Annotated in this window: 20 protein-coding genes; 10 read left to right on the forward strand and 10 right to left on the reverse strand. The window is 69.7% G+C overall.

Annotated elements, in window-relative coordinates; genetic code table 11:
- Window positions 1-176: 176 nt before the first annotated feature.
- Both phoH2 and L1066_RS22330 read right to left on the reverse strand, forming a co-directional pair.
- Entirely contained in the window at window positions 177-1,496 is a 1,320-nt protein-coding gene (gene phoH2, locus L1066_RS22325) for an RNA 5'-3' helicase PhoH2 (RefSeq protein ID WP_235738583.1), read from the reverse strand.
- Between the two features lie 345 nt (window positions 1,497-1,841).
- On the reverse strand, window positions 1,842-2,618 hold the full coding sequence (locus L1066_RS22330; protein ID WP_312008560.1) for an isoprenyl transferase: 777 nt from the start codon (window positions 2,616-2,618) through the stop codon (window positions 1,842-1,844).
- Window positions 2,619-2,703: 85 nt separating this feature from the next.
- On the opposite strand from L1066_RS22330, the gene trhA reads away from it, so the two are divergent.
- Entirely contained in the window at window positions 2,704-3,444 is a 741-nt protein-coding gene (gene trhA, locus L1066_RS22335; RefSeq protein ID WP_235738584.1) for a PAQR family membrane homeostasis protein TrhA, read from the forward strand.
- A gap of 4 nt (window positions 3,445-3,448) precedes the next feature.
- Here trhA and L1066_RS27185 read toward each other — a convergent pair whose 3' ends face one another.
- The 4 genes from L1066_RS27185 to L1066_RS22350 all read right to left on the reverse strand — a co-directional run bounded on the left by L1066_RS27185 (window position 3,449) and on the right by L1066_RS22350 (window position 6,385).
- Window positions 3,449-3,583, reverse strand: a complete 135-nt coding sequence (locus tag L1066_RS27185; RefSeq protein WP_283095574.1) for an SIP domain-containing protein — start codon at window positions 3,581-3,583, stop codon at window positions 3,449-3,451.
- 85 nt (window positions 3,584-3,668) lie between these two features.
- Entirely contained in the window at window positions 3,669-3,965 is a 297-nt protein-coding gene (locus tag L1066_RS27190; RefSeq protein ID WP_312008562.1) for a siderophore-interacting protein, read from the reverse strand.
- Window positions 3,966-4,250: 285 nt separating this feature from the next.
- The gene (locus L1066_RS22345) at window positions 4,251-5,327 is read right to left on the reverse strand and encodes a FecCD family ABC transporter permease (RefSeq protein ID WP_235738585.1); all 1,077 of its coding nucleotides are present in this window, start codon (window positions 5,325-5,327) and stop codon (window positions 4,251-4,253) included.
- Window positions 5,324-6,385 carry a FecCD family ABC transporter permease gene (locus tag L1066_RS22350; RefSeq protein ID WP_235738586.1) on the reverse strand — a complete coding sequence of 354 codons (1,062 nt, stop codon included), beginning with the start codon at window positions 6,383-6,385 and terminating at the stop codon, window positions 5,324-5,326. The genes L1066_RS22345 and L1066_RS22350 overlap by 4 nt, the downstream gene beginning before the upstream one ends.
- A 62-nt stretch (window positions 6,386-6,447) precedes the next feature.
- Between L1066_RS22350 and L1066_RS22355 the strand changes: the two genes are divergently transcribed.
- Genes L1066_RS22355 through L1066_RS28120 form a run of 3 tightly spaced genes read left to right on the forward strand, consistent with a single transcriptional unit; the run spans window position 6,448 to window position 8,205 of the window.
- Window positions 6,448-7,503: an ABC transporter substrate-binding protein gene (locus L1066_RS22355; protein ID WP_235738587.1), complete on the forward strand. Its 1,056-nt coding sequence runs from the start codon at window positions 6,448-6,450 to the stop codon at window positions 7,501-7,503.
- A 13-nt stretch (window positions 7,504-7,516) separates the two neighbouring features.
- A complete protein-coding gene (locus tag L1066_RS28115) occupies window positions 7,517-7,813 on the forward strand; it encodes an ATP-binding cassette domain-containing protein (protein ID WP_312008586.1) in 297 nt (98 codons plus the stop codon).
- Entirely contained in the window at window positions 7,786-8,205 is a 420-nt protein-coding gene (locus tag L1066_RS28120; protein ID WP_312008588.1) for an ABC transporter ATP-binding protein, read from the forward strand. Before L1066_RS28115 ends, L1066_RS28120 begins: the two co-directional genes overlap by 28 nt.
- A 119-nt stretch (window positions 8,206-8,324) precedes the next feature.
- Here the strand turns inward: L1066_RS28120 and L1066_RS22365 are convergent, their stop codons facing one another.
- Window positions 8,325-9,014 (reverse strand): PaaI family thioesterase, encoded by a 690-nt coding sequence (locus L1066_RS22365; protein WP_235738588.1) that lies wholly within the window; start codon window positions 9,012-9,014, stop codon window positions 8,325-8,327.
- Between the two features lie 227 nt (window positions 9,015-9,241).
- On the opposite strand from L1066_RS22365, the gene L1066_RS22370 reads away from it, so the two are divergent.
- Together L1066_RS22370 and L1066_RS22375 are read left to right on the forward strand one after the other, a co-directional pair.
- Window positions 9,242-9,751 carry a PadR family transcriptional regulator gene (locus L1066_RS22370; RefSeq protein ID WP_235738589.1) on the forward strand — a complete coding sequence of 170 codons (510 nt, stop codon included), beginning with the start codon at window positions 9,242-9,244 and terminating at the stop codon, window positions 9,749-9,751.
- The gene (locus tag L1066_RS22375) at window positions 9,748-9,987 is read left to right on the forward strand and encodes a hypothetical protein (protein WP_235738590.1); all 240 of its coding nucleotides are present in this window, start codon (window positions 9,748-9,750) and stop codon (window positions 9,985-9,987) included. Before L1066_RS22370 ends, L1066_RS22375 begins: the two co-directional genes overlap by 4 nt.
- 61 nt (window positions 9,988-10,048) lie before the next feature.
- Here L1066_RS22375 and L1066_RS22380 read toward each other — a convergent pair whose 3' ends face one another.
- Window positions 10,049-11,278: a hypothetical protein gene (locus L1066_RS22380; RefSeq protein WP_235738591.1), complete on the reverse strand. Its 1,230-nt coding sequence runs from the start codon at window positions 11,276-11,278 to the stop codon at window positions 10,049-10,051.
- 56 nt (window positions 11,279-11,334) lie between these two features.
- Between L1066_RS22380 and L1066_RS22385 the strand changes: the two genes are divergently transcribed.
- The gene (locus L1066_RS22385; RefSeq protein WP_235738592.1) at window positions 11,335-12,252 is read left to right on the forward strand and encodes a TIGR03619 family F420-dependent LLM class oxidoreductase; all 918 of its coding nucleotides are present in this window, start codon (window positions 11,335-11,337) and stop codon (window positions 12,250-12,252) included.
- Here L1066_RS22385 and L1066_RS22390 read toward each other — a convergent pair.
- Window positions 12,215-12,925 (reverse strand): Pr6Pr family membrane protein, encoded by a 711-nt coding sequence (locus tag L1066_RS22390; protein WP_235738593.1) that lies wholly within the window; start codon window positions 12,923-12,925, stop codon window positions 12,215-12,217. The genes L1066_RS22385 and L1066_RS22390 overlap by 38 nt on opposite strands.
- 81 nt (window positions 12,926-13,006) lie before the next feature.
- Between L1066_RS22390 and L1066_RS22395 the strand changes: the two genes are divergently transcribed.
- From L1066_RS22395 to L1066_RS22405, 3 genes are read left to right on the forward strand one after another with little or no spacing between them, the layout of a single operon-like run.
- On the forward strand, window positions 13,007-13,627 hold the full coding sequence (locus L1066_RS22395) for a GntR family transcriptional regulator (RefSeq protein ID WP_249225204.1): 621 nt from the start codon (window positions 13,007-13,009) through the stop codon (window positions 13,625-13,627).
- On the forward strand, window positions 13,624-14,964 hold the full coding sequence (locus L1066_RS22400) for an ankyrin repeat domain-containing protein (RefSeq protein WP_235738594.1): 1,341 nt from the start codon (window positions 13,624-13,626) through the stop codon (window positions 14,962-14,964). Before L1066_RS22395 ends, L1066_RS22400 begins: the two co-directional genes overlap by 4 nt.
- Window positions 14,965-15,022: 58 nt before the next feature.
- Window positions 15,023-15,637: a TetR/AcrR family transcriptional regulator gene (locus tag L1066_RS22405; protein WP_235738595.1), complete on the forward strand. Its 615-nt coding sequence runs from the start codon at window positions 15,023-15,025 to the stop codon at window positions 15,635-15,637.
- An 82-nt stretch (window positions 15,638-15,719) separates the two neighbouring features.
- Here the strand turns inward: L1066_RS22405 and L1066_RS22410 are convergent, their stop codons facing one another.
- Window positions 15,720-16,271, reverse strand: a complete 552-nt coding sequence (locus L1066_RS22410) for a hypothetical protein (protein ID WP_235738596.1) — start codon at window positions 16,269-16,271, stop codon at window positions 15,720-15,722.
- Between the last annotated feature and the right edge of the window lie 5 nt (window positions 16,272-16,276).

Raw genomic sequence — 16,276 nt, forward strand, 5'->3', positions numbered from 1 at the left:
GACCACCATGCCCGACCACACCTCCCCGGGCAAAACGACCCGCCCAAGAAGTGGGACTCGCGACACATCATTTGGTCGTACGCCGCCACTCCCGTCACATGAGTCCCAGCCGGCACGCACGTGGGCCCTGTCGCAAGGCGATCATCACGGCAGGGCCCACGTGGCAGCGGCGTCCCTCACATGGTGACGTGCTCCAACAGGTCGGTCACCAGGGCGGCAATCGGCGAGCGCTCCGACCGGGTGAGGGTGACGTGGGCGAAGAGCGGGTGCCCCTTGAGCTTGTCGACCACCGCCACCACTCCGTCGTGGCGTCCCACCCGGAGGTTGTCGCGCTGGGCGACATCATGGGTGAGGACGACCTTGGAGTTGGCGCCGATGCGGGAGAGCACGGTGAGCAGCACGTTGCGCTCGAGCGACTGTGCCTCGTCGACGATCACGAAGGCGTCGTGCAGGGAACGGCCACGGATGTGGGTCAGCGGCATCACCTCGAGCATGCCGCGGTCGACGATCTCGTCGATCACGTGCTGGTTGGCCACCGCACCGAGGGTGTCGAAGACAGCCTGGCCCCACGGCGCCATCTTCTCGTTCTCGGTGCCGGGCAGGTAGCCGAGCTCCTGGCCGCCGACGGCGTAGAGCGGGCGGAAGACGACCACGCGCTTGTGCTGGCCACGCTCCATGACCGCCTCGAGCCCCGCGCACAGGGCGAGGGCACTCTTGCCGGTGCCGGCCCGGCCGCCCAGCGAGACGATCCCGACCTCGGGGTCGAGCAGCATCTCCAGCGCGATCCGCTGCTCCGCCGAGCGACCGTGCAGACCGAAGGCCTCGCGATCACCCCGGACGAGGTGGACCTGCTTGTCGGGACCGACCCGGCCCAACGCCGTACCCCTCTCGGAGAGGAGCACCAGCCCGGTGTGACAGGGCAGGTCACGGGCGTCGTCGAGCAGGAGGGTGCCGTCCTCGTAGAGCTCGTCGATCACGTCGGCGCCGACGTCGAGCTCCTCCATCCCGGTCCAACCGCGCTCGGACTCGTGGACCGACTCGGCGCGGTACTCCTCCGCGGCCAGTCCGACCGCGGAGGCCTTGATGCGCAGCGGGAGGTCCTTGGAGACCAAGGTGACGTCCGCGCCCTCCTCAGCGAGGTTCTTGGCAACCGCGAGGATGCGGGTGTCGTTGTCGCCGAGGCGGAAGCCGCTCGGCAGGGCCTCGGGGTTGGTGTGGTTGAGCTCGACGCGGAGGCTGCCACCGCCCTCGCCGATCGGCACCGGCTTGTCGAGGCGCCCGTGCAGCACCCGCAGTTCGTCGAGCATCCGCAGCGCGGACCGGGCAAAGTAGCCCAGCTCGGGGTGGTGGCGTTTGCCCTCGAGTTCGGTGATCACGACCACCGGGAGGACCACCTCGTGCTCGTCGAACCGACGGATCGCGCCGGGATCGGCCAGCAGGACGCTGGTGTCGAGCACATAGGTGCGCACGGAGTTCACGGTCTGCTTGGCTGCCATGACTGACCTCCAACCGGGGGCGCACCCGCGCCCGGTCAACTCACACAGGTGGGCCGGGACACCCGAAGGCCGGGGCGCCGGCCTCCACGTCGAGACCCCACGATGATCGCCGTGGTGTCTCGTCTCTGGTCGTGAATGCTCACGAGCGGGCCTCCTGGCATCGGTCCGGCTTCCCCACCGGTCGACGCCTTCGACGCTAGCTCGCGAGGCCTGTCGATTCGGGAGACACGCCCGTGCGCGGGGTTGCGGCCACGTGAACAGTCCGCGTCCAGCAGCGATAGTCCCGGACGGATTTGTCGCGGAACCGCAGGAAGGACTACAAGTTCGTCAGGGACTATCCACGAGTCATTGGCCGAATCGGCGCTCGCGGTCGGCGTAGGCACGCAGGGCCCGGAGGAAGTCGACACGACGGAAGTCGGGCCAGAAGGCCTCGCAGAAATAGAACTCGCTCTTGGCGCTCTGCCAGAGGAGGAAGCCCCCGAGGCGTTGCTCCCCGGACGTCCGGATGACGAGGTCGGGGTCGGGCTGGCCCTTGGTGTAGAGGTGGGCACCGATCTGCTCGACGGAGATCTTGGCCGCGAGCTCCTCCATCGTGGTGCCCGCAGCAGCCTCCTCGAGGAGGATCGAGCGCATCGCGTCGGCGATCTCGCGACGGCCGCCGTAACCCACGGCGATGTTGACCAGCATGCCGTCGACGTCGCGGGTGGCCTCCTCAGCCTCCTTGAGCCGCTCCGCGGTGGGTTGCGGGAGGAGATCGAGCGCGCCCACCGGGTGCAGTCGCCAACGCCGTTGGTCAGCGAGCGAGAGCACGGCCTCCTCGATGATCCCCAGCAGCGGTTCGAGCTCGGCAGGCGACCGGTTGAGGTTGTCGGTGGAGAGCAGCCACAAGGTGACCACCTCGATACCGACCTCCTCGCTCCAGCACAGCATCGGCTCGATGTTGGCGGCGCCGGCCCGGTGGCCGTGCGCGGTGTCGGCGCCGACGGCCTTCGCCCAACGCCGGTTGCCGTCGAGCATCACCCCGATGTGCTTGGGCAGGCGGTCGATCGGCAGGGCACGCACCATCCGCGCCTCGTACGCCGGATAGAGCGCGCGCCGGATCGCCTGCTTCCACTTCGCCACAGGTTGATGGTAACCACCGACCTCCCCGCGTGAGGTGCGACGCATTCATCTGACCGCCAACCTACGGTCCGGTAAGTTGTGGACCATGAACGACATGATCCGTACGCGCGTGGACGCGGTCCGCGACGGTTTCGACGACCTGGTCGACCGCGTCGAGGATCGGCTCGACGACCTCAAGCCGAAACTTCGCGGCTGGCTCCACGCAGCGACCGTGCCGCTGATCCTCGCTGCCGGCATCGTGCTGATCGTGCTCTCCCCGACCACGTCCACCCGGGTCGGCTCGACGGTCTTCGTCGTCTCCGCGCTGGTGCTCTTCGGAGTCTCGGCCGTCTACCACCGCGGCACGTGGTCACCGAGGACGTGGGCGGTGCTGCGACGCTTCGACCACGCCAACATCTTCGTGTTGATCGCTGGCTCCTACACGCCGTTCGCGCTGCTCTTCCTGGAGGGGACTGCTCAGGCCACCCTGCTCTCGGTGGTGTGGGTCGCCGCGATCGGTGGCGTCTTCTTCCGGGTCTTCTGGACCGATGCGCCGCGCTGGCTCTACACCCCGATGTACATCGCCCTCGGTTGGGCAGCGCTCTTCTTCATCCCTCAGTTCATCGACGGCGCCGGCCGCTTCCAGGCGGGCATCGCCATCTCCGCACTCGTGCTCGTCGCCGTCGGCGGCGTGCTCTACACGCTCGGCGGCGTGGTCTACGGATTCAAGCGCCCCAACCCCTGGCCGCGCTACTTCGGGTTCCACGAGGTGTTCCACACGTTCACGATCCTGGCGTTCATCACCCATTACGTCGGCGTCTCGCTCGCGACCTACTCCCTGCGCTGACCATTCACAGCGGTCCGCCGAGCCGCCAGTAGCCGGTGAACTGGATCCGATCCGGGTCCTGACCACGCGCGACGAGGCGCCGGCGTACGTCGCCCACCACCGCGGACTCCCCCGCGGCCCAGACGAAGCCGACCGGCAGGGGAGATCCTCCAGCGCCCGCAGCAGCTCCGTTGCAGCGCCAGCTGGATCGTCGACGACGCGCACGCGTACGCCGTCAGGGACGCTCAGCTGCGGCACCGTCTCCCGGACGGGCACACTGAGCAGCACCTCCCCCTGAGGCCGGCCGGCCAGGTCTCGAGGAGGCGGGCCACTGCGGGCAGTGCGGTGACGTCACCGATGACCACCAGGTCGTTGACCTGCGGCAGCGCACGGCTCACCCGCGGCCCGACCACCACCACCTCGTCACCCGGAGCGACCGAGGCGAGCCAGTCCATCGCAGCACCCTCCGGGTGCATGACCAGGTCGACCCACAGCTCGCCGGCGGCGAGGCGGCGCACCGTGTACTCGCGCGCCACGACCACGCCCGCGTCCGACGGCCCCAATCCTCCGCCCGCCGTGGGCACCGGCAGCGCGGTGGCCCCTGTGACGGGATCGGGAGGCAGAGGACGACCACGTCGTCGAAAGCGGGGCTGGTCACTGCCGCATGCCCCTGCCCAGCGCGCGTGAAGGCTCCCAACTCGTCGCCGGCGAACACCACCCGGCGTACCGACCCACTCACCTGCTCGAGGCGTCGTACGGCGAGGCGACGCAGCACCGTCGGCTGCCAGCTCTCGCTCCGGTGCCGGTTCCGTGGCCGTCGCACGGGCTCAGCCACGGCGCCCCTCCCGCCACAGGAGACCGAGGAAGAACAGCCCGCCGAGCACGACGGTGACCACTCCGACCGGCACCGGCAACGCGAAGGCATGCTGGGCGACCAGGTCACTGACGAGCAGCAGCAGACCACCGACGAGGGCCGCTGGAAGGACTCGGTCGCTGCGGGTGAGCATCCGCGCCACGTGGGGCGCGACCAGGGCGACGAAGGAGATCGGGCCAGCGGTGGCGACCGCGAACGCAGCGGTCAGGGTCGCGGCAACCAGCAGGAGGGCTCGGGTGCGGCCGACCCGGACGCCCAGTGCGACGGCGACCTCGTCGCCCAGCGCGAGCGCGCGCAGGTTCGCCGACTGCTTCCACACCACCGCACCGGCGAGGACCAGGCAGAGGAGCGGCAACCTGAGCTCCGACCAGCCGCGGCCCTGCAACGAGCCGATCAACCAGGTCTGGGCGGTGACCGCGCTGGCCACGAAGACCCGCGCGAGCAGATGTGCCACGATCGCGCTCGCCACGGCTCCGAGAGCGACCCCGAGCAGCACGAGCCGGGCACCGCTGAGACCACGCCACCACGCCAGCAGCGCAATCAGGCCCGAGGTCACGACGGCACCGGTCACGGCGCCGGCGGCGACCTGGGCAAGCCCTCCGCCCAGCAGCAACAGCACGACGGCACCGCCCGCCGAAGCGCCCTGCGTGACTCCGATGATGTCCGGGCTGGCCAACGGGTTCCGGGTCAGCGCACAGAAGACGGCACCGGACGTTGCCAGGCTGGCACCCACCACCACGGCAACCAGGGCTCGGGGCAGTCGCCGCTCATAGATGAAGAAGTCGGTGATCCGGTCGGGCGGGTTGCCCAGCAGGGTCGACACCGCGTCGGCGGCGGTGATCCGGAACTCGCCGATCACCAAGGAGGCGAGCACGACGCTCACGAGCAGCACGACGAGAATCACGGTCACCACTGCGGGACGGACCTCGAACCGCAACGACCAGCCGTCGTTCCCGCGGGGCCGCAGCACTCGGTGGCCGACGGGAAGGGAGCTGCGCTCGCGAACGGGCGGCGTACCCTCGCCCGTCACACCGCCACCCGACGTCCCACGGTCAGGAAGAGCACGAGGATCGGCGCTCCGATGAAGGCCGAGACCACGCCAGCAGGCGTCTCCGCGCCGCCGCCGATGATCCGTCCGAGCACGTCGGCCACGAGCAGCAGGGCCGGTGCGAGCACCATCGACAGGGGCACGATCAACCGGAGGCTGGGGCCGACCATGGCCCGCACGAGGTGCGGTACCACCAGGCCGATGAAGCCGATGGGACCGGCCAGGGCGGTGGCGGTTCCTGCCAGCAGCGAGACCGCCACCAGGCTGAGCAGCCGGACGCGGGTCGGACTGACCCCCAGGGCCACGGCACTGTCGTCGCCGAGTGCGACGGCGTCCAGGCCGCGGAGCATGGCGAACGTGAGCAGGACACCGGCGACGATCAGCGGCACCACACCCATGACCTCACCGACCGGCCGTGCGGTCAGCGAGCCGACCTGCCAGTAGCGATAGGCATCGAGCACCTCCTCGTCGAGTACGACGATCGCCTGGCTGATCCCCGAGAGGACTGCCGCCAGCGCCACGCCGGCCAAGGTGAGGCGGACAGGCGAACCGGCTGCCATTCGGCTCGCACTGAGCACCAGCACGACAGCCGAGGCGAAGGCGGCGCCGGCCAGGCCGAACCAGACCGTCGAGGCCAGCCCCATCCCACCCGTGATCGTGATGCCCAGCACGACTCCGAGTGCTGCACCGGCGTTGACGCCGAGGATCCCCGGGTCCGCGATGGGGTTGCGGGTCACTGCCTGCATGAGAGCACCTGCCGCGCCGAGGGCACAACCGCAGACCAGGCCGAGCACCGTACGGCTCATCCGCAGGTCGCCGACGATGGCGACGACACCCTCCGCGCCGTGGCCGAACAACGCGCGCACCACGTCAATCGGCGGCACCGAACGGGCACCGACTGCCACGCTGAGAACCATCGCGATCGCCAGGCTCGCGACCACCACGGACACGGCTATCGGCAACTCCCGGCGACGTCTGATCCCGGGCAGGGCAGGCGGTGCGACATCAGGGTCGACCTGCGTCGATGGCGATTCGGGCACGCCGGAACCCTAACGAGACGCGCTCAGGAAAGGCTAACCTGACCTGTGATTGGATGTCGGCCATGTTCTTCTCCTCCTTCCGCAAGCGCGCGCTGCCCGGCGTGCTGGTGACGGCACTCGCCGCCTCGCTCAGCCTCTCTGCCTGCTCGTCCGACGACGACTCGCCCAAGAGCGCCGACGCCTACACCGTTCAGCACGCCATGGGACAGACCGTCGTCGACGGCGAGCCCGAGCGCATCGTCGTGCTGGACTCCCCGCACCTCGACGCGCTGGTCGCCCTGGGCAAGACGCCGGTCGGCATCACCGAGTCCGGCGCGGGAAGCGGCGCTCCGCCATACCTCGCCGACAAGCTCGGCGACGTCGAGATCGTGGGCCTGACCGCCGAGCCCGACATCGACGCGATCGCCAACCTGGCGCCCGACCTGATCATCGGCGCCAAGGTTCGCCACGAGGCGATCTATGACGAGCTCTCCGGCATCGCCCCGACCGTCTTCTCCATCGACTCCGGCACCAACTGGACCGAGCAGGCCACGATCACCGCCGCCGCCGTGCAGGCCGAGGACGAGATGGACGGGCTGCTCGACGACCTGTCCGAGCGCATCGCCGAGGTCGGCGACAAGGTCGGAGCCGAAGGCCGCACCGCCTCGATCGTCCGCTTCCGCCCCGACAACTTCCGTCTCTACGGCCCCGAGACGTTCTCCGGTTCGGTGCTCACCGAAATGGGCTTCGACCTGGGCGAGCGCACGTGGGACGAGTACTCGATGGCGGAGCTCTCCCCGAGCTCTACGAGCAGATCACCGGCGACCTGGTCTTCTTCACCAACCCCGGAGGTGACCCCCAGGCAACGACCATGGCGACGGTCACCAAGCTGTGGGGCGACCTTCCCGCGGTCAAGGCCGACGCGACGCACGAGGTCGAGGACGAGACCTGGATGGTCGGCATCGGCGTCCTCGGCGCCACGGAGATCCTCCAGGACATCGAGGAGATCCTCGGCTGATGCCAGCTCCGTCGGACGCTGCCTCCGACCGCGAGCCGGTTGCGCTCGCGGTCGAGGGGGCGACGCTGGCCTACGAGCGTCGGGTCATCGCCCGCGATCTCGACCTGGAGCTGCCCGATGACGGGTTCACGGTCATCGTCGGCCCCAACGCGTGCGGCAAGTCGACGCTCCTGAAGTCGCTCGCGCGGGTGTTGACGCCGAGTGCCGGGCGGATCCTGCTCGACGGCAAGGAGATCCAGCGCCACCGCAGCAAGGACGTCGCCCGCCGCATCGGGCTGCTCCCCAGAGCGCGATCAGCCCTGACGGGATCCGGGTCGCCGATCTCGTCTCCCGCGGCCGGCAACCGCACCACAGTCCACTGCGCCAGTGGAGCCGTGCCGACGACGTCGCGGTCAGCTCTGCGCTGGCGGCCACCAACGTCACCGACCTGACCGACCGCTTCGTCGACGAGCTCTCGGGCGGGCAGCGCCAGCGAGTCTGGATCTCCCTCCTGCTCGCCCAGCAGACCCCGATCCTGCTGCTCGACGAGCCCACCACCTTCCTGGACATCGCCCACCAGTACGACGTGCTCGAGCTGCTGCGCACCCAGCACGAGCTCGGGCGCATGGTGGTTGCGGTGCTGCACGACCTCAACCAGGCCGCGCGCTATGCCTCGCACCTCGTCGTGATGAAGAGTGGCTCCGTGGTCGCCTCCGGCACACCCCACGACGTACTCACCGCCGACCTCGTCGAGGAGGTCTTCGGGCTCGCCTGCATCGTCGTGCCCGATCCCGTCACCGGGCATCCGTCGGTCGTGCCGCTCGATCCGCGCACCCCACGCTGACCTCCGCCGTACCTCCAACGTCAGACTGCGTCACCAAATTGCATGCTTGGCGTGCGTGGCTACGGCCCACAAGCGACAAGTTCCCCGCCCGGGCGGGGAATTGCCGAGAGTGGAGGCGTTCAGGCCTTCCGCAACCACGGGGCGAGGACGAAGACCCCCGAGCCCTCGGCGCAGACACCGTCGGCGGTGCTGAGCTCGGACTGCACGGTGAAGGAGTTGCGGCCGATCGCTGAGACCCAGGCGCGCACGGAGATCGGGCCGAGGCGGGTGGGCTGCAGGTACTTGACCGTGAGGGTGCCGGTGAAGGTGGTGCCCTTGGCGTGGCTGTGGGCGGCCCGACCGCTGGCATGGTCGATCGCCATCGCGATCCAGCCACCGTGCAGGCATCCCGCCGGCCCTTCGTAGGCCGCGCCCACCGTGGCACTGAAGAAGGCCTTGCCGTCGGCGTTGCTGACCTCTCGCAGCGGCGGCGCGGTCGCATTGCGCAGCCCGGTTGCTGCGTTGCCCCAGTGCCACACGTCACCGTCGTCGTTCATGTGGACCCCGTGGCTACCGGTGTCGCTCCGCTTGCGCAGCAACTCCAGCGCCGAGGTGACATGGCTGCGCACCTCGGCGACCACGTCGGCGTCGACCTGACTGAGGATCGTCGCCTCCACCAGCTCACGCACCTCAGCGGTCAACGGCCCCCACACCTCGGCCCGTTCAGCGAGCTCGGCCGAAGTGATGTTCTCGTGCACCATCTTGGCGTAGTCCGGGCGCGGGCGCACCGGATCGGCCACCGGGGTGAAGTCGGCGGGGCTGCTGGTCATCAAGATCCTCACGACAGGGTGCGTACGTCGCAGCCACTGTGCCGCCTCGCGCCACCGTTCGCGGACGCTGTCCCGCCCTCCGGGTCCCGCCAGCGACGTCCTGAGAGCCACGCCACACGGCCGATCACCGCTCCTTCCCTTGTCCGCGAGCCTTTCGAAGCGTACGATCACGATATATCGCGAAACGGTCGCGATATGATTCAGAAGACAACATGAAGGAGTTCCCCATGAACAGCCATGGAGACAACACCGAACGCAACACCCCTGACGAGTCCGGCCGCGGGCGACACGGTGAGGGTCGCGGACGAGGCCGACGCGGTCCCGACGGCGGCGATCACAGCCGAGACGAGCGCGGCCGTAGTCACGGCGACCGGCGTCGAGGCGGACGACGTGAAGGCGGACCCGACTTCGCAGGATTCGGCCACGGCGGCCCGCCCCCGTGGCTGGCCGGCCTGTTCGACGGCCCAGGAGCGGGCCGAGGGCGCGGGCGAGGTCGCGGCGCCCCCAAGGTGCGCCGTGGCGATGTCCGCTCGGCGATCCTCGATGTGCTCCGCAACGCCGACGAGGCCATCAACGGCTACCAGGTGATCCAGCAGATCGCCGAGCGCACCGGTGACGCCTGGCGCCCGAGCCCCGGGTCGGTCTATCCGACGATCCAGCAGCTGCAGGACGAAGGACTGGTCGCCAGCGACGAGGCCAGCGGCCGCCGCACCCTCGACCTCACCGAGGCAGGGTGACCTACTGCAGCGAGCACGATGACGAGCTCGCCGCCGTCTGGGCTCCGTTCGACGACGAGGCCGACGACGAGGCCGGCGACCCGCGCAACCTCAAGCCGGTGATCGCCCAGGTCATGTCGGCCGTGTGGCAGATCGCCTCGACCGGCACCCCCGGCCAGCGGGAGGCAGCCGTCGACATCCTCGCCGACACCCGCCGCAGGCTCTACGGCGTGCTCGCCGACGGAGACGAGGCATGAGCGACAGTCAGGCGGGCCGGCACCACCGGTCCGCCTGACCTCCCTCGTCCAACGGCGGAGATCAGACCGGATACAGCGGCAGCGACCGACGCGGCTCGAACTCGAACCCGGCTCCTGTGCTGATCCGGGTCACCGCGACCTCGTCGAAGTCGCGCGCGGGCTGCTCGCGACGGACCACCCGCATCGCCCATGCCTCCCGACCACCGTCGACCTCCACGTCGAGGTGCGGGTCGATCGCGCGGACGGCTGCCTGCAGTGGCCGCACCTCATCGGGACCACACAGGGAGATCCACGCGCCGTCATCGTGCGCCGGACTCGGCCCCACCTCGAGCCATTCCCCCAGCTCGCCCACCCCGGAGACGACGTACGCCGCGGGGTTGAGCAACGGGTGCAGCCGCAGGATCTTGAGCGAGTCTGTCGTCAGCACGGCCCGGCGGATGCGCGTCGTCGCCACACCCGCGATGCCGATCAGCGTGCGCACCGCGATGTCGGTCGCCTGCTCCTCGGGCAGTCGTGCCGCCAGCGCCATCCGGAAGCCATTGGTGAGCAGGTGCATCTGCAGGCACACCTCGTCGGCGATCCGCACCAGCGCGGCGTGCGAGAACTCCGCGAAGTCCAGATCGCTCACCAGCGCACCGGCGTAGTCATCGCGCCCCTCACCGCCCCGCTCGATCGGGGCGAGCTCGATCGACGCGGCCCGCGACTTCTCGTTGCGCAGGCACAACTCGGTGGCGCGCACCGGCGGATGCGACTCGTCGATGCGCACCGTCCACGCGCAGTGAGGGGAACGGTCGGCCGGCAGCCGCGGCGGCCGGTGGATCGGCCGCACCTGCGCACGTACGTTGGTGGCGACCGCGGTGGCGTCGAACGTGGGGTCCTCGATGTCGTGACACATGGAGCGCACGTAGTCGGGTCCCATCGGCTCGACATCGATCAGCGCCCCACAGTGGTCGAGGTGGAACTCGCCGTGGAAGCGGTCGTGGACGGTGTAGCGGAAGTCCATGAACTGTGGCGGCGCCCCGATGTCGAGCTGGAGGCCCTTGAAGATCGTGACCACGTCGGAACCCTCGTATCCGAGTGCCCGCTGCATGCGCCGGGTGTAGATCGGCGAGGCAGCTGCCCATTCGTCGATGGCGATCCTCGCCATCTCCTCGCGCCCCAACGCGCCGATGCACCAAGCCATCCCGGACCGGTCGATCAGCTGACCGACCAGCAGCAGCTCGGGCACGAGCGCGGCGAGCTCGGATCGTGACAGGTCGGCATAGTGGGACCGCGCTTCCAGATTTCCCATAGTGGTGCCTATGATAATTGCCCTGTCAACGCTCCTCCAGAGATTCGGACGACCCCATGCGCCACGGCATCGTGCTCTTCACCAGTGACCGCGGAATCACCCCCGCCCGGGCGGCCAAGGCCAGCGAGGACGCGGGTTTCGACACGTTCTACGTGCCCGAGCACACCCACATTCCCGCCAAGCGCGATGCCGCACACCCCGGCACCGGCGACGAGACGCTCCCCGACGACCGCTACCTACGCACCCTGGACCCGTGGATCGCCCTCGCCACCGCAGCCGCGGTCACCGATCGCATCCGCCTCTCCACCGCGGTGTCCTTGCCGGTCGAACACGACCCCATCTCCTTGGCCAAGACCATCGCCTCACTCGACCACCTCTCCGGCGGTCGCGTCACGATCGGCGCCGGCTTCGGCTGGAACACCGACGAGCTCGCCGACCACGGGGTACCGCCACAGAAGCGTCGTACCGTGCTGAAGGAGTACCTCGGCGCCATGCGGGCCCTGTGGACCGAGGAGGAGGCGGCGTACGACGGCGAGTTCGTCTCGTTCGGAGCCTCCTGGGCCTGGCCCAAGCCCGCACAGGGAACCGTTCCGGTCGTCATCGGCGCCGGCGCCGGGCCGAAGACCTTCGCCTGGATCGCCGCCAACGCGGACGGGTGGATGAGCACCCCCTCGACACCGACATCACCGGGAAGTGCGAGCTCCTCCACAAGGCGTGGGCCGACGCCGGCCGCGAGGGCACCCCCAGATCCACGTGCTGGTCACCCACCGTCCCGCCCCCGAGGAGCTCGCTGCGTGGGCCGGGGCCGGCGTCACCGACATCATGTGGGGCGTGCCCGACAAGTCGGCCGACGAGGTCGAGGCCGCGATCGTCAAGTTGGGCCAGATGCTCGGCCTGTGAGCACCGCGCCGGCCGGCACCGCGCCGGCCGGCACGCTCACGCCACCGGACGTGGCGGCAACAGACGATCGATGAGCACGAAGGCGCCGCCCAGCGCGAGGAACAGCAGGAGCACCCCCAGCACGTTGAGCAACGCTCCGCCGTAGCCGAGGTCGTCGACGTCGATGAAGTCGTAGGGATACCAGTGCCGGGTCTCGCCGGCTTCGTCATAGGTGATGAACGGGCTGCGCACCAGGGTGTAGCCGAGCCAGACCAGCGGGATGCCGAGGCTGCGCCAGAGTGTCTGCAGCCGGAAGCGCGGCCCGGGCCCGAAGAGCAGGCAGCCGATCACCGCGAGGGCGGGCACCGCGTAGTGCATCGTCTGGTCCGCGACCTTCTGCCAGCCGACGGGGTCCCAGAGTTGCGCGAGCACCGCGGCATAGATGAGCCCGGTGACAGTGATCATGACGACGCTCGCCAGCCTGACGACGTTGAAGACGGATCCGTCGCGTCGAGGATTGCGCACCAAGAGGTAGGCGACCACGGCCACCAGGATGTTGCTCCAGACCGTGAAATAGCTGAGCACGTTCCACAACCGCACCGGCCTCGAGAGCTGGACCATGTCCGCGGTCAACGCCTGGGTGGCGACGACGACCAGCTGGACGATCACCCCGAAGGTCGCGACCGCGAAGGTCGCTCCGTGCCACCAGCGCGCTGCGGCGACTGAACGCGCAGCCACGGCGGAGTCCTGCGATTCGACACCGGCCATGTCGCGAGCGTAGGGCACGGCCCGGTTCCCACGCTTGGTATACCGTTTTGGTATGCCAAAGCATCTCCCCCGTTCCGTCCGCTGCGCGACGAGGTCCGTGATGCGATCCGCCAACGCATCGTTGCCGGCGCCCACCCTCCCGGCAGCCGGCTCGTGGAGCGGACCATCGCCGCCGACCTCGGGGTCTCCCGGGTCCCTGTCCGCGAAGCGCTCCAGGCGCTGGTCCTCGAAGGCTTCGCGATCGACCGCGACACCCGCGGGATCGCGGTGCGCGCGTACGACGCCGGGCAGGTCGCCGAGCTCGCCGAAGTGGGCGCCGCGCTGGAACGCGTGCTGGTCGGGTCGCTCGCCGCCAACGCCTCCCCGGACGCCCTGGCGCAACTGCGCGCCGTACTCGATGACGCGCAGGCCGCCATCGACGGTGACGACCTGCCTGCGGCGGTGGCAGCCAACGGTCGCTTCCACGACGTGCTCGCCTCGCTCGGTGAAGGCACGATCACCCATGAGGTGTTCGCCACCGTCGCCGAACGACGCCGCTGGCTGCTGGCCCAGCACACCGATCCGGTCCCGATCCACGCCGAACACGTGGAGATCTACGCCGCCATCGCCAACGGGGACCGACTGCGGGCCCAACAACTTGCCGAGGACCACGCCAGCACCACCATCACCCACGCGCTACGGACCGGAGGCCACCCATCATGAGGATGCGACTCACCCGCCTCGCCGCGATCACCGCGTCTGCTGCGCTGCTGCTCGCGGCCTGCGGATCGGACGGCAGGGCCCGACCGGAGGATCCCGGCACCAGCACTCCCCCGCCGGCTGACGATTCCCCGTCCGTTCCCGCACCCGGCAGCGCTTCCCCTGATGGCGCATCCCCCGACACGACGAGAAACCCCTACCTGGGCCTCGAGCAATCAGAGCTCGACGACAAACTGATCGCGGCTGCCTGGGACAACGACGTACGCACGGCTCGCCGCCTGATCGCGGCAGGCGCCGACGTCAATGCCACGGACGACACCGTCCAGAGCGCCTACCTCATCGCCACCAGCGAGGGTTTCAGCTCGCTGCTCGACCTCACGCTCAGGCACGGGGCAGACGTCGACAGCCTCGACTCCTGGCAGGGCACCGGCCTGATCCGGGCGAGCGAACGCGGACATGCGGGCATCGTGGGACGGCTGCTACGGGCCGGCATCGACGTGGACCATGTCAACAACCTGGGCTGGGTGGGGCTGCACGAGGCGCTCGTCTTCGCCAAGCCCGCCCAGGCCCGGGACTACGTCGACACCGTCCGGGTCCTGGTGGCCGGCGGGGCCGACGTCACCGTTGCCTCACGCAAGGACGGGCTGACGCCCGTACAGCTCGCCGAGCAGCACGGGCTGGAGGCGCAGGCGCGGATCCTACGAGCCGCCGGCAACGCCGATGGCACCGGAGCCGTCAGCGACGATGTCGCTGACCGACGGCTCCTGGCCGCTGCGCAGGACGGCGACGCGGACGCCGCGGCACTCGCGCTTCGCGCCGGTGCCGACCTGGAGTCTCGCAACGATCGGCAGCAGACGCCGTTGCTCCTGGCCTCGGCGCACGACCACGTGGACGTGGCTCGACTTCTCGTCGCGCTCGGCGCGGACCCCGATGCCCTGGACCACCAGCACGACACACCGTGGCTCGTGACTGGCGTGACCGGCAGCGTCGACATGCTGGAGGCGCTGCTCCCGGCCGGTCCCGACCTGACGATCAAGAACAGGTACGGCGGCCTGTCCCCCATCCCTGCTGGCGAGCGGGGACATGCGGACTACATCGCCAGGGTCGCCAGGACGAAGGTCGACCTGGACCACGTGAACGACCTCGGCTGGACCGCGCTGCTCGAGGCCGTCATCCTCGGCGACGGATCGGCACCGTACGTCGAGATCGTCCGCACGCTCGTCGATGCCGGTGTCGACACCGAGATCACCGACCGGGACGGCAGCACCGCCCTGGACCACGCCCGAGCGAAGGGCCACGTCCGCATCGCCCGGGCACTCGAGAAGGCTGGGCAACGGTGACCTGTGGGCCCCGGACTCCGTTGGAGGAGCCCGGGCCCCTCTCGTCTAGGCTCGGACAGTGACACTCAGCGCCAAGGGGACCCGTCTCAACAAGCGTGGCCGGGAGACCCGGGACCACGTGCTCAAGGTGGCGCTGCGTTGCCTCGCCTCGGGTGATCCCGATGCGGTGAGCGCCAACCTCGTCGCCCGCGAGGCCGGGGTCACCTGGGGCACGGTGCAGCACCAGTTCGGCGACGTCGACGGGTTGTGGGCAGCCGTGCTGGAGTACGTCGCCGATCACCGCGGCCCCGCCGTACGCCTTGCCGACTCAGGTGATGTCGGCACCCGGGTGCGGGCCGTACTCGACCTGATGTGGGAGAGCCTGGAGCTGCCCGGGCAGCTCGCGCTCTATCACCTGCGACTGTCACTCCCCCGCAGGCGCGAAGACCTGGAGGAGCAGTTCCCCCAGACCGCCCGGGCGATCGCCGCCTGGGACACGGCCTGGACCGAGATGTGTGAGCAGGCCTTCGCTGGCCTCGCCGTCGACCCGGACAAGCTGGCCAAGGTCCGGCACCTGCTGCCCGGCGCCATCCGCGGCCTCCACAACGAGCGCCACCTCAGCACCTACACCGACGCCGACGCCGGCCGTGAGGGCCTCGCTGCCGCCCTCACCGCCTACCTCGCCGCGCCGTGAATGGGCGGTAGTCCCGGACGAACTTGTCGTGCTCGACCGGCCGGGACTACAAGTTTGTCAGGGACTATCCCCGACGCAGGGGTCAGAGCGGGGTGGGGCGGCAGACCCGACAGACGGTGAGGGCGGTGTTGCTGGCGGAGGCGGGGACCAGGTCGTCACGATGGGCGATGAGTGAACAGTCGCGGCGGTGCATGGTGGAGCCCTCACCCACGGTGACGGGGGTGGCACCCAGGTCGGCGCCGAGGGTGTCGGCGGACTGGGCGGCCTCGGCTGCGGCAGCCGCACGCGAGGTCACCTCGGCGAGCACCAGCAGCGTGTCGCCCAGCCGCTTGGACGCCTCACGATTGTCGTTGGCGATCCGCGCCAGCCAGGCACCGAAGTAGAGGAACCCGCCGACGAAGGTCATGCCCAGCCCGAGCATGCCGCCCGAGACGAGGTAGGACATCTGGTCGTACTCGTAGGGCGTGTTGGCCGCGCCGTACCAACCGAGCACGATCACCACGAGCCCGAGCGGAAGCAGGATGGCACCCGCCCAGAAGAGCACCATCTGCAGCAGCGCGAAGTTGTTGTTGAGCAGGGGCGCCACACCGGTTCGTTCCCGGCTGCCCGCCCGGGGCAGGGAAGTCGACGTCATCGCAT

This window comes from Nocardioides alcanivorans, assembly GCF_021555175.1.
GTDB lineage: Bacteria > Actinomycetota > Actinomycetes > Propionibacteriales > Nocardioidaceae > Nocardioides > Nocardioides alcanivorans.

Bases quoted from the DNA above. Each gene is read 5' to 3' on its own strand.
- L1066_RS22400 (WP_235738594.1), top strand. From the start codon at position 13,624: ATGAGGATGCGACTCACCCGCCTCGCCGCGATCACCGCGTCTGCTGCG.
- L1066_RS22370 (WP_235738589.1), top strand. From the start codon at position 9,242: ATGAACAGCCATGGAGACAACACCGAACGCAACACCCCTGACGAGTCC.
- L1066_RS22355 (WP_235738587.1), top strand. From the start codon at position 6,448: ATGTTCTTCTCCTCCTTCCGCAAGCGCGCGCTGCCCGGCGTGCTGGTG.
- trhA (WP_235738584.1), top strand. From the start codon at position 2,704: ATGAACGACATGATCCGTACGCGCGTGGACGCGGTCCGCGACGGTTTC.
- L1066_RS22380 (WP_235738591.1), bottom strand. From the start codon at position 11,278: ATGGGAAATCTGGAAGCGCGGTCCCACTATGCCGACCTGTCACGATCC.
- L1066_RS22385 (WP_235738592.1), top strand. From the start codon at position 11,335: ATGCGCCACGGCATCGTGCTCTTCACCAGTGACCGCGGAATCACCCCC.
- L1066_RS22365 (WP_235738588.1), bottom strand. From the start codon at position 9,014: ATGACCAGCAGCCCCGCCGACTTCACCCCGGTGGCCGATCCGGTGCGC.
- phoH2 (WP_235738583.1), bottom strand. From the start codon at position 1,496: ATGGCAGCCAAGCAGACCGTGAACTCCGTGCGCACCTATGTGCTCGAC.
- L1066_RS22390 (WP_235738593.1), bottom strand. From the start codon at position 12,925: ATGGCCGGTGTCGAATCGCAGGACTCCGCCGTGGCTGCGCGTTCAGTC.
- L1066_RS22410 (WP_235738596.1), bottom strand. From the start codon at position 16,271: ATGACGTCGACTTCCCTGCCCCGGGCGGGCAGCCGGGAACGAACCGGT.